At 73.5% G+C, this 15,427-nt stretch carries 16 protein-coding genes and 1 pseudogene; 12 read left to right on the top strand and 5 right to left on the bottom strand.

Going from position 1 to position 15,427, the window contains the following annotated elements; genetic code table 11:
• Nucleotides 1–122 (bottom strand): annotated as a pseudogene (locus ACOJUF_RS18640) (inositol-3-phosphate synthase); the annotation flags it as partial.
• The gene (locus tag ACOJUF_RS18635; protein ID WP_420123316.1) at nt 119–796 is read right to left on the bottom strand and encodes a PadR family transcriptional regulator; all 678 of its coding nucleotides are present in this window, start codon (nt 794–796) and stop codon (nt 119–121) included. The gene ACOJUF_RS18635 and the pseudogene ACOJUF_RS18640, both read right to left, overlap by 4 nt.
• A 309-nt stretch (nt 797–1,105) precedes the next feature.
• Here ACOJUF_RS18635 and ACOJUF_RS18630 point away from each other — a divergent pair, with 309 nt between their 5' ends.
• The 6 genes from ACOJUF_RS18630 to ACOJUF_RS18605 all read left to right on the top strand — a co-directional run bounded on the left by ACOJUF_RS18630 (nt 1,106) and on the right by ACOJUF_RS18605 (nt 5,642).
• Entirely contained in the window at nt 1,106–1,588 is a 483-nt protein-coding gene (locus ACOJUF_RS18630; RefSeq protein WP_420123315.1) for a MarR family winged helix-turn-helix transcriptional regulator, read from the top strand.
• Nucleotides 1,585–1,830 carry a hypothetical protein gene (locus ACOJUF_RS18625; protein ID WP_420123314.1) on the top strand — a complete coding sequence of 82 codons (246 nt, stop codon included), beginning with the start codon at nt 1,585–1,587 and terminating at the stop codon, nt 1,828–1,830. Before ACOJUF_RS18630 ends, ACOJUF_RS18625 begins: the two co-directional genes overlap by 4 nt.
• A 96-nt stretch (nt 1,831–1,926) precedes the next feature.
• Nucleotides 1,927–2,325 carry a DUF5318 domain-containing protein gene (locus tag ACOJUF_RS18620; RefSeq protein WP_420123313.1) on the top strand — a complete coding sequence of 133 codons (399 nt, stop codon included), beginning with the start codon at nt 1,927–1,929 and terminating at the stop codon, nt 2,323–2,325.
• A 97-nt stretch (nt 2,326–2,422) separates the two neighbouring features.
• Nucleotides 2,423–2,638, top strand: a complete 216-nt coding sequence (locus tag ACOJUF_RS18615) for a hypothetical protein (protein ID WP_420123312.1) — start codon at nt 2,423–2,425, stop codon at nt 2,636–2,638.
• Nucleotides 2,639–2,672: 34 nt separating this feature from the next.
• The gene (locus ACOJUF_RS18610) at nt 2,673–4,352 is read left to right on the top strand and encodes a glycosyltransferase family 87 protein (RefSeq protein WP_420123311.1); all 1,680 of its coding nucleotides are present in this window, start codon (nt 2,673–2,675) and stop codon (nt 4,350–4,352) included.
• A gap of 63 nt (nt 4,353–4,415) precedes the next feature.
• On the top strand, nt 4,416–5,642 hold the full coding sequence (locus tag ACOJUF_RS18605) for a CapA family protein (protein WP_420123310.1): 1,227 nt from the start codon (nt 4,416–4,418) through the stop codon (nt 5,640–5,642).
• 103 nt (nt 5,643–5,745) lie between these two features.
• Here the strand turns inward: ACOJUF_RS18605 and ACOJUF_RS18600 are convergent, their stop codons facing one another.
• Together ACOJUF_RS18600 and ACOJUF_RS18595 are read right to left on the bottom strand one after the other, a co-directional pair.
• Nucleotides 5,746–5,931 carry a hypothetical protein gene (locus ACOJUF_RS18600; protein WP_420123309.1) on the bottom strand — a complete coding sequence of 62 codons (186 nt, stop codon included), beginning with the start codon at nt 5,929–5,931 and terminating at the stop codon, nt 5,746–5,748.
• A gap of 89 nt (nt 5,932–6,020) precedes the next feature.
• Nucleotides 6,021–7,367 (bottom strand): hypothetical protein, encoded by a 1,347-nt coding sequence (locus ACOJUF_RS18595; RefSeq protein ID WP_420123308.1) that lies wholly within the window; start codon nt 7,365–7,367, stop codon nt 6,021–6,023.
• Between the two features lie 265 nt (nt 7,368–7,632).
• On the opposite strand from ACOJUF_RS18595, the gene ACOJUF_RS18590 reads away from it, so the two are divergent.
• The 6 genes from ACOJUF_RS18590 (at nt 7,633) to ACOJUF_RS18565 (ending at nt 14,243) form a co-directional block, all read left to right on the top strand.
• Entirely contained in the window at nt 7,633–9,696 is a 2,064-nt protein-coding gene (locus ACOJUF_RS18590; protein WP_420123307.1) for a 2-oxoacid:acceptor oxidoreductase subunit alpha, read from the top strand.
• Nucleotides 9,693–10,805, top strand: coding sequence for a 2-oxoacid:ferredoxin oxidoreductase subunit beta (locus tag ACOJUF_RS18585; RefSeq protein WP_420123306.1), 1,113 nt, complete (start codon nt 9,693–9,695; stop codon nt 10,803–10,805). Before ACOJUF_RS18590 ends, ACOJUF_RS18585 begins: the two co-directional genes overlap by 4 nt.
• Nucleotides 10,790–12,220 (top strand): TetR/AcrR family transcriptional regulator, encoded by a 1,431-nt coding sequence (locus tag ACOJUF_RS18580; RefSeq protein ID WP_420123305.1) that lies wholly within the window; start codon nt 10,790–10,792, stop codon nt 12,218–12,220. Before ACOJUF_RS18585 ends, ACOJUF_RS18580 begins: the two co-directional genes overlap by 16 nt.
• Nucleotides 12,221–12,332: 112 nt before the next feature.
• Nucleotides 12,333–13,034 carry a DNA alkylation repair protein gene (locus ACOJUF_RS18575; protein ID WP_420123304.1) on the top strand — a complete coding sequence of 234 codons (702 nt, stop codon included), beginning with the start codon at nt 12,333–12,335 and terminating at the stop codon, nt 13,032–13,034.
• 70 nt (nt 13,035–13,104) lie between these two features.
• Nucleotides 13,105–13,791: a TIGR00266 family protein gene (locus ACOJUF_RS18570; protein ID WP_420123303.1), complete on the top strand. Its 687-nt coding sequence runs from the start codon at nt 13,105–13,107 to the stop codon at nt 13,789–13,791.
• 11 nt (nt 13,792–13,802) lie between these two features.
• On the top strand, nt 13,803–14,243 hold the full coding sequence (locus ACOJUF_RS18565; RefSeq protein ID WP_420123302.1) for a GNAT family N-acetyltransferase: 441 nt from the start codon (nt 13,803–13,805) through the stop codon (nt 14,241–14,243).
• On the opposite strand, the gene ACOJUF_RS18560 is transcribed toward ACOJUF_RS18565, so the two are convergent.
• Nucleotides 14,221–15,427: MFS transporter (locus tag ACOJUF_RS18560; RefSeq protein WP_420123301.1), on the bottom strand; the 1,207-nt coding region annotated here is incomplete at its 5' end. The genes ACOJUF_RS18565 and ACOJUF_RS18560 overlap by 23 nt on opposite strands.

Below are 15,427 nucleotides of genomic sequence, written 5' to 3'. Positions count from 1 at the left end.
TGGACGTGCATCAGACCCGGCACGGTCGACCGCGGGTCCGCGTCCTTGTAGTACTCGACGCCCTGGACCAGCGACGACGCGCAGTTCCCGACGCCGACGATGGCCACTCTGATGGTGCTCACTGGTTGTCCTCCTGATGATGGTCCGGAGCGGGTGCGCCGGTGGGTGAGGCTGCTGCTGGATGGGGCGGGGTGGGGTCGCGGCGCCGCGTGGGCGGCGGGCGCGGCCGGTCGTCCGGCAACCGGCCGCGTTCGGCGTCGATCAGCTCGTTGAGCCAGCGCACCTCGCGGTCGGAGGACTCCAGGCCGAGCTGCTGTAGCTCCGCGGTGTAGGTGTCCAGGCGATCCAGGGCCCGGCCGGCGGCCGACCGCTGCCCCTCGCGCCGTTCCTCGACCCGGCGACGCCGGCCCTCCAGGATGCGCATCCGCGCCTCGGCCGAGGTGCGGGAGAAGAACGCGAGGTGCACCCCGAAGCCGTCGTCGGTCCAGGACTGCGGACCGCTGTCACCGAGCAGGTCGGCCAGCCGTTCCTTGCCGTCGGCGGTGATCCGGTACGTCACCCGGGAGCGCCGGGAGGACAGCGGGACGGCGTCGGCGTCGACCACCGGCTCCTCGGTGGAGACGTGGCCCGCGGTCTCCAACCGGCGCAGCGTCGGGTAGAGCGAGCCGAAGCTGAACGCCCGGATGGTGCCCAGGGTGGCGGTCAGCCGCTTGCGCAGTTCGTAGCCGTGCATGGGGTTCTCGGCGAGCAGGCCCAGGACGGCCAGCTCGAAGACGGTCGAACTCTCCTTGGCCATGTCCCACCTCCTGCCCGCGCCGGGTCCGCACGGGCCCGCCTCCGCGGCCGCGGACGGGCGCTGTGGCAGGCTGGTGCCTGATCGGGTCGCGCTACAACGCGCGGTTATATCGACACGATACATCGCCGCGGCCCCGCCACCGCCGAGCCGCCGCCACCGACGCGCCGCCAACGCGCCGCCGACCTGCCGCCCGCGCCGGAACCCCGCGCCGGACGCCACCCCTCGCCGCCCCTGCCCAGGCGACGCCTCGACCGAGATGTGAGCCACACCAATCATTGGGCCACCAACGATTGGGGTAACGTTGATCGGGTGATCGCCCCGACCCCCGACGCCGCACCGCCCGCCGATCCCCTCGCGCTGGACCAGCAGGTCTGTTTCGCCGTGGTGGTCGCGGCCCGGAACGTGGTCGCGCTGTACCGCCCGATCCTGGAGCCGATGGGCCTGACCCACCCGCAGTACCTGGTGATGCTGGCCCTCTGGCAGCACGCGCCGCTCTCGGTCAAACGCCTGTCCGAGCTCCTGCAGCTCGACCCGGGCACGCTGTCACCGCTGCTCAAGCGGCTGGAGGCGGCCGAGCTGGTGAGTCGCCGACGGGACGCCGCCGACGAGCGTCAGCTGGCCGTGGAGCTGACCGAGCACGGTCGGGCGCTGCGCGACCGCGCGCTGCAGGTGCCGCCGGCCGTCGTGGAGCGGTTGGGCATGCCGGTCAGCGAACTCCAGGCCCTGCACGCATCGCTGACCCGGGTGATCGACGCCACCCGGACCCCCGCCCACCCGGAGGCCGTCCGATGAACCCAACCCTGACCCAGGCCCTGCTCGATGCCGTCCACCGGTCCGTCCCGCAGGCGGCCGACCAGGGCGGGCTGTTCGGCGGCGGCAGCCTCGGCACGGTCCTGCTCATCGTGGGCATGGTGCTGTCGGTCGCGGTCGTCTCCGGGCTCGGCTTCATCGCGCGGATGAACGACCGGTCGGCCGAGCGCAAGGCCACCCGGCGGGCGACGGAGGACCCGGGTCCGGGCGACCCGACGGCCTGATGGACCGCGGGGCCCGCCGGATGCGCCGGGGCTGCGGCCGGGGGGATGGACGGTTCGCCCGGCGGGGGCGAATGCCCCCCGCGTACCCTTGGCCGGGTGCGGACGCAGCGGGGATTGGTGGACTACGCGTTGCAGCGTCGTGCGCTTCTCGCCGAGGTCCGCTCCGGTCGGGCCGGCATCGGCGACGTCTGCGACGCCTCCCCGTACCTGTTGCGAGCGGCCAAGTTTCACGGTGTGGCGACGGACGTGGTCTGCCCGATGTGCCGCAAGGAGCCGCTGACCCACGTCTACTGGGTGTACGGCGACGAGATCAAGCATCTGGCCGGGTCGGCCCGCGGTCCGGCCGAGCTGGAGTCGATGGCCGGGACCTTCGGCGAGTTCTCCGTCTACCAGGTCGAGGTCTGCCGGACCTGCTCCTGGAATCACCTGGTGGCCTCGTTCGTGATGGGCAAGAAGGGTGAACCGGCGCCGCGGCGGCGCCGCGCCGCGAAATAGCCGGGAGCGGCGCGAGATCGCGCGTCGGGGCCTGCCACACTGCACCTCGCTTCGTGGCACCGGACGAGTCGTCGGACTGCTCGTGGTCAAGGTCCGGATGTCCGACACCTCGGCGATGAAGCTGGTGGCGCAGGCGCGGGCGGACGCGCGGTGGCGCACCCGGCCGATCGTCCTGCTGACGTCGGGCCACCTCTCCGATGACGACCAGCGGACCATCGCGCTCGGCCCCACGTCGACCGTGGCCATCCCGTTCACCGCGGCCGGCCTGCAGAACGGGATCGGCGCGGCCGTGGCGGCGGCGCCGAGTTCTTGACGGTGCGTTCAGGCGCGTTCAGTACCATCGCGCCGTGAGCCAGCCTCCGCCGGTCGAGCCGGACACCCCGGACCCGGACGGCGCGACGGACCGCGATCCCGACCCGGCCGACCCGGCCGGCCCGCCGGCCGCGGCGGTGGCGGTCGCCGGGCCCGAGCTCGCCCGCTCCGCATCGCTGAGCCCCACCGAGCGGGTCATCCCGACGTGGACCGACCCGTCCGCCCGGCGCGCCGCCGACCTGATCGGCGGGCCGATGGGCCGGCATGCCCAGGTCGGCCGGAACCGGATCATCACCCCGCTGCGGGTCTGTCTGCTGATGGCGATCGTCATCCTGATCTGCGGCTGGCTGTTCAAGGCCGCCTGCATCCAGACCGGTCCCGACGGCAACCTGGACCAGGGTGGCCAGCGACCCTGGATCACGGCCTGTTACACCGACGTCGTCCCGCTGTACGGCAGCCACGAGCTGGACATCGGCGCCCTGCCGTACAAGGCGAGCTGGCTCGACAACGGCCAGGTCCGCTACATGGAGTACCCGGTGCTCACGGGGTTCTGGATGTACTTCGTCTCCGGGCTCTCCCACGGGTACGTCGCCGTTGCCAAGGCGTCCGGCTTCCTGCCCGTCCCGCTGGACGTGGGCGCCTACTTCACCATCGGCGCCATCGCGCTGGGCCTGCTGTATCTCTGGGCCGTCGCCAGCACGGCCCGGCTCGCCCGCCGGCGGATCTGGGACACCGCCCTGATGTGCCTGTCCCCGCTGTTGATCGTGCACGCGTTCACCAACTGGGACCTGATCCCCATCGCGCTGACCGCGGCGGCGATGCTGGCCTGGGCGCGCAACAAACCCGTCCTGGCCGGGGTGCTGTTCGGCCTGGGTGCCGCGGCCAAGCTGTATCCCGTGCTGCTGCTCGGCCCGCTGCTGATCCTGTGCCTGCGCGCCGGGAAGATGCGTGAGTGGACCCGCACCGCGGTGGCCGCGGCCGCCGTCTGGCTGGCCGTCAACGTCCCGGTGATGCTCGCCTTCCCGGCGGGCTGGTACGAGTTCATCCGGCTCAACTCCGAGCGACCGCCCGAGTACGACTCCTGGTACTTCATCTACGCGACGCTGACCGGCTCGTCGATCTGGGACAAGGCGCCCGGAGCGAGCAGCCCGAGCCTGGTCAACCTGCTGTCGCTGCTGCTGTTCGCGCTCGCCTGCCTGGCCATCGGCTGGTTCGGCCTGTCGGTCCGGCGCCGTCCCCGGTTCGCCCAGCTGGCGTTCCTGGTGATCGCGGCCTTCCTGCTCACGAACAAGGTCTGGTCGCCGCAGTACTCGCTCTGGCTCCTGCCGCTGGCCGTGCTCGCGGTGCCCCGCTGGCGTCCGCTGCTGTTCTGGCAGGCGTCCGAGGCGATCGTCTGGGTGTTGCTGATGCTCTCGTTCGCCGGGGTGTCCAACAAGGGGTTGTCGATCTACCCGTTCATCAACGCCGCGCTGGTCCGCGACGCCCTGGTGCTGATGCTGGTGTACCTGGTCGTCCGGGACATCGTCCGGCCCGAGAAGGACCCGATCCGGATGGCCGGGGACGACGACCCGACGGGCGGGGTGCTGGAGAACGCGCCCGATCGGTTCACCGTCGCCTCGCTGCCGGCGCTGTGGCGGCGACGATCGGCCCCGCGCGGCGCCGACGCCCCGCCCGCGCCGCCGGCCGGGGAGGACGCCCTGGCGCCGGGCCGCTGATCGATCGGCCGGTCGCCCGCGCGCCGCTCCGGGGTCCCGGCCGCCGGGTGGGACCCTTCCCCGATGATCAGGGCCGATCAGCTGCGCCGCCTGAGCATCACCGTGCTCGCCGTCCTGACGATCGCGGTCGGCGCCGCGCAGCTGGTCTCCACGCCCGACGACCACCCGGCCGGCCCGGGCGGGGAGCCGGCCGCCAGGGCCGCCGATCCGTCCGCCGCCGATCCGGTCGTGGCACCCGCCGGGACCACCGCGCCGGGCGGGGCCGTCGGCGATGTGACTCCCGGCCCCGCCGAGGACGGGACCGGCCCGGCACCGGCCGGCGGATCGGATGCCGGCACCGCGGACCGGCCCCCGGGCTCGATCACGCTCGCCTTCGCCGGCGACGTCAACTTCGCCGAGCGGACCGCCGACCGGCTGGCTGCGGACCCGGCCCGGGTGTTCGGGGCGGCCGCGTCGGGCCTCGCCGCCGCCGACCTGACGATGGTCAACCTGGAGACGGCGATCGCCACCGGCGGTGAGCCGGAGCCGAAGTCCTTCACCTTCCGCGCGCCGCCGGCCGCGCTCGACGCCCTGCGCGCGGCCGGCATCGACGTGGCGTCCATGGCCAACAACCACGCCGCCGACTACGGCGCGACGGGCATCGCCCAGAGCCTGGCCGCGATCGGATCGTCCGGATTCCCGGTGATCGGTTTCGGGGCCGACCACGCGTCCGCCGTCGCCCCGTACGAGGCCGTCGTCGGCGGGGTGCCGGTGTCCGTCTTCGCCGCCAGCCAGGTGCCCGATCGCACGCTCGCCGTCTGGACGGCCACGGCGACGACCCCGGGGATCGCCGCCGCCGACGACCCGCAGCTGGTCGAGGCGGTCCGGGCGGCCGCGCAGGCGGGCCGCACGGTCGTCGTGTTCCTGCACTGGGGCACCGAGTACGTCAGCTGCCCCGACCCCGACCAGCAACGGCTGGCCGACCAGCTCGCCGCCGCCGGAGCGACCGCGGTCATCGGCTCGCACGCGCACGTGCTCCAGGGCGCCGGCTGGCGATCCGACGGCAGCTACGTCGCCTACGGACTGTCGAACTACCTCTGGTGGCGCTCGTTCGGCAACGAGCAGGACGACAACGGGATCCTGACCCTGACCATCAGCGACCGCCGGGTGGTGGCCGCCGACTTCGCGCCGGCCCACCTGGACGGCACCGGGGTGCCGGTCCCGGCCACGGGGGACGAACGGGACCGGATCGACCGGCAGTGGGACCGGGTGCGGCGCTGCGCCGGACTGGCCGCCGAACCGCCTCGCTGAGCCCGCCGCGGGGTCCGGCGTCCCGCGGGCGCACCACCGGGCGGCGCCCGTAGTACAGTTGTACGAATGAAGGGGTGGGAACGGCGGACCCGGGGGTCGGAGCTCAGGAGAGAGCGGCCGCCTTGGCGCGGAGCGAGGCGATCACCCGGCGGGCCTCGGCGACATCCTTGATGCCGGACGTCCGGCCGACCAGCGCCCCGGTGCGGCCGCGGTAGACGAAGCGCGCGACGTGCGGTCCGGGGGGTTGCAGGGAGTCGGCGATCGGCGGGTCGGTGTCGTCGGTGCCCATTCGGATCACCGTCCTTCCGTTGGTCCGGACCGCCGCGGTAGCCGTTCGTGTTCAGCATACGACCGGATCGGCGGATCGGACCCCGGCGATCACCCGATGTCGGTGGCGGGCGGTGCCGGCCGCCGGCCCGCCCGACCGCCCGCCGCACCGCCGTCCGGGTGCCGCCGGTGCCGGTCGGGCCGGCTGCGCCGCCGATGCCGGGTCGAGGCCGTCGCGATCCCGATCGCCGCGAACAGCATCGCCCACCAGCCCGCCGTGCGGACCGGGTCGGGGATCGGCACGGCCATGTAGAGGCCGGCGAGGATCAGCAGCGCGCCCGCGCCCAGCAGGTGGCGCCGCGGGCGGCGCAGGACGGCGGCCACGATCCGGTCCTCCGGGGTCCGGGCGATCCAGGTGAGCGCGATCGCGCCGGCCGCGGACAGGATGGCCGCCGCGGCCGGCGCGACCGTCGCCCCGGGCAGCACGGCGTCCCGGACCGCCCGCCCGGCGACGACCGCGGCGAACACCCCGACGACCAGCCAGGTCGCCGCGAAGCTCTGGCTGACCACCCCGTAGCGCCGCGGGACCAGCCCGACCACCACCGCCGCGGTGGACAGCCGGGCCCGGGGCCGGACGGCCAGGTGCGCGGTGCTCACCCCGTCCGGGGGCAGGTCGGCGGTGACCAGGTGCACCTCGGTTCCGGTGACGTCGGTCAGCGTGATCGACGAGATCTCCAGCAGTTGCGGGCTGAGCAGCTCGAAGTGGTAACTGCCGGCGACGCCGAAGTGCTCCAGATCCCAGCTCATCTCGTAGCGCGGCCGGTCGTGCGGATCGTTGCGGGTGTCCAGGTACGAGTACTTGACCACGCACCGCCGGCCGACCAGCCGCTCGTCCAGCTCGACGACCATCAGGAAGCAGCGGCTGAACACCTCGACCATGGAGAAGAACGTCGCCGCCTCCACCGGGTCGACCGCGGCGCCGTCCCGGTCCTGCAGGAACCGGCGCAGCCGGTCGACCGCCTGCCGGCCCCGGCGCAGATCGGAGGCGACGACGTCACGGATGAACAGGCCGACCTCGAACGGCTCGTCGGCCAACCGGTAACCGTAGGTCGCCGCGGCCAGGGTGCGCAGGAACGTCGTGGACAGGCGGCTGTTCGCGGCCGACTCGAGCATCGGGATCGGCTGCTCGTCCGGGCCGACGACCGAGAAGCAGCTCAGCGGCCCCTTCTGCAGCAGGGTCACCGGCACCAGCACGGCGCCGCGGGAACCGGGCAGGGCCAGGTCGACCGGCACGGTCAGGTCCATCGAGATCCGGTGGATGGTGTCGCCGGTCGGCTGGATGTCGACCCGTTCGACCTGGCGGTGGATCCAGTCCTCGGAACCGAGGATCAGCTCGATCAGCGCGCGGCCGTCGGCCAGCGCCGGCTCGGCGGGCTGGTCCTCGATTCGCGTCGGCACGGGGAGAGCGTAGGCGTGGTCTCCGACAGCGCCGCCGATTCGGGCGCGCGGACCGGCCGGCCGGGCCGGGTCGACCGCGCCTGTCCGGACCGCCCGGGGGAGGGGTGCGCACGACGCCCGCGAATTGGTGACATCCTGTGCAGTGGCAATCGCTGGAACGGGTTGCCACCCGCCGCCGCCGCCGGCGCCGGGACTGCGTGGTTGATGCCGGTCGGTCGGGCTGTGGTCGAGTGCGCAGCCGAGTACTGACCCTGGAGATGTGCCCATGACGAACACCCCGGCGACCAAGCCGGTCAAGACGCTGTCCGAGGTGATCATCCGCTTCGCCGGCGATTCCGGCGACGGCATGCAGCTGACCGGCGACCGGTTCACCACCGAGACCGCGGCCTTCGGCAACAGCCTGTCCACCCTGCCGGACTTCCCGGCCGAGATCCGGGCCCCCGCCGGCACGCTGCCCGGCGTGTCCGCCTTCCAGCTGCACTTCGCCGACCACTCGGTGGTCACCCCCGGCGATGCGCCGACCGTGCTGGTGGCGATGAACCCGGCCGCCCTCAAGGCGAACCTGGCGGACCTGCCCAAGGGGGGCACCGTCATCGTCGACACCGACGAGTTCACCAAGCGGAACCTGGCCAAGGTCGGCTACGCGGTGAGCCCGGTCGAGGACGGCAGCCTGACCGACTACCTGGTCCACCCGGTCAAGCTGACCTCGCTGACCGTGGACGCGGTCGCCAAGGTCGGGGTCAGCCGCAAGGACGCCGAGCGGGCCAAGAACATGTTCGCGCTCGGGCTGCTGTCCTGGCTCTACCACCGGCCTCTGGAGGGCACCCGGCGGTTCCTGGAGACCAAGTTCGCCGGCCGGCCGGAGATCCTGCGGGCCAACCTGGTGGCCCTGGAGGCCGGCTGGTCCTACGGCGAGACCACCGAGGGTTTCGCGGTCAACTTCGAGGTCAAGCCGGCCAGCCTGCCGCCGGGCCGCTACCGCACCATCCGCGGCAACCAGGCGCTGGCGCTGGGCCTGGTCGCCGCGGCCGACCGGTCCGAGTTGCCGCTGTTCCTGGGCTCGTACCCGATCACGCCGGCGTCGGACATCCTGCACGAGCTGTCCGCGCTCAAGCACTTCGGCGTTCGCACGTTCCAGGCCGAGGACGAGATCGCCGGGGTGGCCGCCGCGCTGGGCGCCTCCTACGGCGGCAGCCTGGGGGTCACTACCACGTCCGGCCCGGGCGTCGCGCTCAAGGCCGAGACGATCGGCCTGGCCGTCGCCCTGGAACTGCCGCTGATCGTCGTCGACGTCCAGCGCGGCGGGCCGTCGACCGGCCTGCCGACCAAGACCGAGCAGGCCGACCTGCTGCAGGTGATGTTCGGTCGCAACGGCGAGGCGCCGGTGCCCGTGGTCGCCGCCCAGTCCCCGTCGGACTGCTTCGACGCGGCCCTGGAAGCGGCCCGGATCGCGCTGACCTACCGCACCCCGGTGTTCCTGCTCTCCGACGGCTACCTGGCCAACGGCTCCGAGCCGTGGCTGATCCCCGACGTCGCCGAGCTGCCGGACCTGCGGGTGGAGTTCGCGACCGAGCCCAACGACGGCGAGCACTTCCGGCCCTACCTGCGGGATCCGCAGACCCTCGCCCGGCCGTGGGCGATCCCCGGGACCCCGGGCCTGGAGCACCGCATCGGCGGCATCGAGAAGAAGGACGGCACGGGCGACATCTCCTATGACCCGGCCAACCACGACCACATGGTGCGGACGCGGGCGGCGAAGGTCGCCGGCGTCGAGGTGCCGCCGCTGGCCGTGGACGACCCCTCCGGCGACGCCGAGGTGCTGGTGCTGGGCTGGGGCTCGACCTTCGGGCCGGTCACCGGCGCGATCCGGGCCCTGCGGGCGGCCGGTGTGCCCGTCGCGCACGCCCACCTGCGCTACCTGAACCCGATGCCGGCGAACACCGAGGAGGTGCTGCGCCGGTACCGCCGGGTGGTCGTCCCGGAGATGAACCTGGGCCAGCTGGCCCTGCTCGTCCGCGGGCTGTACCTGGTCGACGCGATCGGCATCAACCAGGTGCGGGGGTTGCCGTTCCGGGTGGACGACCTGGTCGGCGCGATCCGGTCGGTGATCGACGGCACCGTCACCCGCACCGCGGTCGGCAGCGCCGGCCGCTACGGCGGCCCGGCCACGGTGCCGTCCATCCTGGTCGGCGCGGATGCCGCCGACGACACCGCCGCCGACCCGGCGGATCGGGCCGAGGCGGCCGCGCCGGACGGCGGCCCCGCGCCCGACCCCGGACCGGTCGACGGCCGGAGCATGGCGGCCAGCACGAACGGAGGATCCCGATGACCGAGACGACCACCCCGGCCGCCCGGCCCGCCCGGCCGGCCCGCGCCGCGGCGCCCTCGCTGGCCGGTGCGCCGGCGCTCAAGCTGATCCCCAAGGCCGAGAGCGTCCTGGCGGCCAAGGACTTCAAGTCCGACCAGGAGGTGCGCTGGTGCCCGGGCTGCGGCGACTACGCCATCCTGGCCGCCGTGCAGGGCTTCATGCCCCAGCTCGGCATCCGCCGGGAGAACGTGGTCTTCGTGTCCGGCATCGGCTGCGCCGCCCGGTTCCCGTACTACATGAACACCTACGGCATGCACTCGATCCACGGCCGGGCCCCGGCCATCGCCACCGGCCTGGCCGCCTCCCGGCCCGACCTGTCGGTGTGGATCGTCACCGGTGACGGCGACGCGCTGTCCATCGGCGGCAACCACCTGATCCACGCCCTGCGCCGCAACGTCAACCTCAAGATCCTGCTGTTCAACAACCGGATCTACGGCCTGACCAAGGGCCAGTACTCGCCCACCTCCGAGGTGGGCAAGCGGACCAAGTCCACCCCTCTGGGGTCGCTGGACACGCCGTTCAACCCGGTGTCGGTCGCGCTCGGCGCCGAGGCCAGCTTCGTCGCCCGCACCATCGACTCCGATCGAGCCCACCTGACGTCGGTGCTGCAGGCCGCCGCCGTGCACTGCGGCACCGCGCTGGTGGAGATCTACCAGAACTGCAACATCTTCAACGACGGTGCGTTCGACCCGCTGAAGGACTCGACCAGCAAGGACGAGGTGACGATCCGGCTGGAGCACGGCAAGCCGATCCGGTTCGGCATCGGCGGGCACCGCGGCGTGATCCGCAACGGGCGGGGTCGGCTGGAAGTGGTCGACGTCGACCAGGTGGGCGAGGACGCGTTGCTCGTGCACGACGCGCATGACGAGGACCCGTCGACCGCGTTCGCTTTGTCCCGATTGTCCCGACCCGACAATCTGGACAACACCCCGATCGGAGTGTTCCGGGATGTCGCCCGGGGCACCTACGATTCCGCCATGCGGGCGCAAATCGACACGGCGATCGCGGCGCACGGGGTCGGGGATCTGGCCACGCTGCTCGCCGGCAAGGACACGTGGACCGTGCGCTGAGCGGCGACCGCGGAGCGGACGACCGGGCGCCGTCGTCGACGGACGGCACCGCCCGGTCGGCCCCGTCCGCTCCCGTCGCGCCGCCGGGCCCGCAGCGCCGCCCGCCCTACGGGCGCAATCCGTTGCTGGCCGCGCACGGCGTCCGGGCCCGGGCCGAGATGATCGAGGCGGCCCGGGTGCTCTTCGCCCGGCAGGGGTACCAGGCGACGACGGTCGAGTCCATCGGCGAGGCCACCGGCCGGTCGGGGGCGGCCGTCTACCAGTACTTCTCCGGCAAGTTCGAGATCTTCGAGATCTTCCTGCACGAGGTGGGCCACGACCTGCGGGAGATCGCGGGGGCCTTCCCCGCGCTCGCCGACGACCGGGCGGGCCGCACGGCCCTGCGTGACTGGATCGCGCGGCTGATGGCCGTGATCGAGCACCATTCGGGCATCTTCCTGGGCTGGTCACAGATCCAGTACGCCGAACCCGACCTGGCCCGGGTCGGGCAGGAGAACTTTCAGCTGTACCAGCAGACGGTGATGGACCGGCTGGTGCAGGCCGGCGCCCACGCGCCCAACCCGGGCGTGGTGCCGGTCGGCATGATCTCGGTGATCCAGTGGTCGACCCTGCTCAACGCCGACCGGGCCCGCCCGGTCGACCGGGAGAAGCTGGCCGATGCGGTGGCCGGCATGCTGCAGGCGTTCCTGTTCGATCCGGCGACGGACGTCTCGCTCGCCGAACCGGACGCGCCGATCGACTACCACCTGCCGGTCATCCCGCTCGGGGACGAGCTCGGGCTGCGCCGGCCGGTGACCCCGCGGGGTGTCGGCACCGTGCAGCGGATCCTGCTGGCCGCCGCCGACCGGTTCCGGGTCAACGGCTTCCAGGGGACCAGCCTCAACGACGTCGCCGCCCGGGCCGGGGTCAGCCACGGCAGTGTGTACACCTACTGGGCCGACCGGGAGGCGCTGTTCGGCACCCTGGCCCGGGACGCGATCGCGGCGGTCCGGGCGCAACGGGGCCGGGTGCCGGGCCCGGGGCGGCCGGACGGGCCGCCCGGTCCGGTCGGGGAGATCGTCGACCGGTGGCTCGACGGCTGGATGTCGCTGATCGACGTGCACGGCAGCGTGCTGTACGTCTGGCAGCACGAGATCGGCGGGCCGGTGCTCGACGACCTGACCCCGCAGCGGGACGAGGCCCTGGACGGGATCGTCGACGACCTGCTCGGCCTGTGTCCGGAGCCGCCGGCCGACCCGGAACCGCTGCGGGTGGTGCTGCGCGCGGTGATCACCGACGTGCCGTTCGTGGTCTCGGCCCAGCTGGCGATCCTGCCGCGCGCGGAGGCGGCGGACTTCGTCGCCCAGCTGCTGCGGGCCGGCCTGCAGGCCGCGTCCGGGTCGGCCGGACCCGCGCCCGGTCGCGCCGACCGGTGACCCGCGTGCCGGTGGGATCGCTCCCGGTCGCCGTCGTGCGGCCGCCCCGCGCCCGGCGGCGGGGGCCGGGGCGCGGCCGGCAGCGGGGACGGCAGCGGGGACGGCAGCGGGGATGGTGGCGGTGACCGGCGGGCTGGTGGAGGAGATCCGGGCCGGCCTCCGGACGGCGGCCGAGCCCGATCGGGCGCCGGGCATGCAGCGGTACATGCGCTCGGCGATGCCCTTCCTGGGGGTCCGGGTGCCGGTGGTGCGGGCGCTGGTCCGGGCCACCGTGACCGAGATGGCCGGGGCGGCCGGCGGGCCGCCCGACCTGCCCGCCCTGCTGGCCGCCGCGACCACCCTCTGGCGGGAGGCCGGCGTCCGGGAGGAGCGGTACGCGGCCACCGAACTGCTCGCCGTCGGTCCCGTTCGCGGCCGGCTCGAGGCCCTGCCGCTGGTCACCGAGGTGATCGTGACCGGCGCCTGGTGGGATCACGTGGACGCGGTCGCGCCCCGGGTCGGAGCCATGCTGCTGGCCCGCCCGGCCACCGTCGGGCCGGTCGTCCGGGACTGGTCGCGCGACGCCGATCGGTGGCTGCGCCGGGCCTCGATCATCTGCCAGTTGGCCGCCCGCGAGCGGACCGACCTCGCCCTGCTCACCGACGTCGTCGACGCCAACCTGGCCGACCCGGAGTTCTTCGTCCGCAAGGCGATCGGCTGGGCGCTGCGCCAGTACGCCAGGACCGACCCGGCCTGGGTGCTGGCCTTCGTGGCCGACCGGCGCGCGCGGCTGAGCCCCCTGTCGTACCGGGAAGCGGTCAAGCACCTGTCCTGAGACGCGGGCGTGATTAAGGTGACCGGATGGGGGCCGGCTCAGCGGCCGCCGATCCGCGCCGGAGGTCAGCATGCAGGTCGAGCTGCGTCACAGCCCCTCGTTCGCCGTCGTCCGGTTGCACCTCGCGCCGGGCGAGCAGTTCCTCGGCGAGGCCGGGGTGATGGTCATGCAGTCGTTCGGGGTCACCGTGTCCTCGCAGATGCAGGGCGGTTTCATGGCCTCGCTCAAGCGCTCCGCGCTGGGCGGCGAGTCGTTCTTCGTCAGCACCTTCACCGGCCACCCGCAGGCGCCGACCTGGGTCGACATCGCGGCCCGGCTGCCCGGCGACGCCACCGTCATCGAGTGCCGTCCGGACCGGCCGCTGGTCCTGACCAAGGGATCCTGGCTGGCCAGCGAGATGGGCGTCACGCTCGACACCAAGTGGGGCGGGGCCAAGCTGCTGTTCGGCGGCGAGGGCGGGTTCGTCGTGCACTGCACCGGGCAGGGCAAGGTGGTGGCCGGCACGTTCGGCGCGCTCGATCTGATCGAGCTCGCGCCGGGCCAGGGCTTCACCATCGACACCGGACACCTGGTCGCCTACGACGCTGGCATGCAGGTCCAGCTGCGCAAGGTGGCCAAGGGCTGGATCCAGACCGGGAAGACCGGCGAGGGCTTCGTCATGGACATCAACGGCCCCGGCCGGGTCTGGACGCAGAGCCGCAACCCGGGCGCCCTGGTCGACTGGCTGACCCAGGTGCTGCCGTTCACCCGGTCCTAGCGGCCGGCCCGATGCTGATCCGGCCGGCCGACCCGGGGGACGCTCGGGACCTGGTCCCGCTGTACGCCGACTGGGACCACCCGGCCGGTCTCGAGGTCGTCCAGGCCGTGCTGGCCGCCTGGTCCGGCTCCGCCGACCGGGCGATCCTGGTGGCGCAGGACGGGGCGGTGTTGGCCGGGCTCGCGGCCGTGGCCACCGTGCCGCACCTGGCGCGCGCCGGCTGCGGAGCCCGGCTGGTCGGTCTGGTGACGGGGCGAGCGCACCGGCGACGCGGCGTCGCCAGCGCCCTGCTGGACGCCGTCGAGCAGTGGGCCCGGGACCGGGGCTGTGACCAGGTCGACCTGACCTCGGCCCGGGCCCGCAGCGCGGCCCACCGGTTCTATCCGGCCCGCGGCTACGAGGAGACCTCGGGCCACCACGCGCGCTACCTCAAGCGACTCGCGGCGAACTGACCGCACCGGCCCGCGGCGAGCTCGACCCGCGGTCGCCGGCCGGGCCGTCGCCCGGGTCGTTCCCGTCCTCGTTCCCGCTCTCGTCCTCGTGCACGAAGCGACCGCCGCGGACCCAGGAGGCGATCGCGCCGACCACGGACAGCGCCGCGGCCACGCCGAACACGATGACCAGCCCGTCGTGGAACGGACCGGAGATCAGCTGCGGGAAGAACTCCTGGCCGGTCAGGGTGGCCGCGTCCGCGGGCGACAGCGAGGTGAGCACGCCGGTGGGGCCGAGCAGGCTCTCGATCGGGTTGAAGCCCAGGAACGCGGCGAACAGGCTGCCGACCGGGGGCAGACCGGCGACCTGGTCGGCCACCCCGGGCGGCACGCCGTGTCCGGCCAGCCCGGCCCGCAGGGCATCCGGCAGCCCGGCCGCCAGGCCGGCGACCATCAGCGAGAAGAAGATGCCGATGGACAGCGACGAGCCGGCGTTGAGCACGGTCCCGGCCACGCCGGAGGCGGCGCCCCGCTCGTTGGCCGGGACGCTGTTCATGATCGCGGACCGGTTCGGCGCCCCGAACATGCCGGACCCGATCCCGGACAGCAGGGTGATCAGGGCGAACGCCCAGTAGGGGAAGTTCACGGGCAGCAGCATCAGCCCCACGAACGTCGCGGCGACCAGCAGCAGGCCGCCGGTGGCGAAGCCGCGGGCGCCGTACCGGTCGGACAGCGTGCCGCACACCGGGCCGGCGATCAGGAAGCCGATGGTGATCGGCAGCATGTAGATGCCCGCCCAGAGCGGGGTGTCCTCGTAGGCGTAACCGTGCAGCGGGAGCCAGATCCCCTGCAGCCAGATGATGAGCATGAACTGCAGGCCGCCGCGCCCGATGGCGGCGAGCAGACCGGCCAGGTTGCCCATCGCGAAGGCGCGGATCCGGAAGAGCCGCATGTCCAGCATCGGCGCCCGGGAGTGCAGCTCGACCACCACGAACAGGGCGAGAATGGCCAGGCCGCCGACGATCCCGCCGATCACCCAGGGGTTGGTCCAGCCCGTCGGGTGGCCGCCGTAGGGCTGGATGCCGTACGTGATCGCGGTGAGCAGGGCGGTCAGGCCGACGGCGAAGGTGATGTTGCCCGGCCAGTCGAGCGAACCGGGGTTGCGGGTGCCCGTCTCGTGCAGGGACCGGTAGCTCCAGACGGTG

Source organism: Nakamurella sp. (assembly GCF_048594475.1).
Taxonomy (GTDB): domain Bacteria; phylum Actinomycetota; class Actinomycetes; order Mycobacteriales; family Nakamurellaceae; genus Nakamurella.
This window is presented reverse-complemented; position numbering and strand designations above follow the sequence as displayed.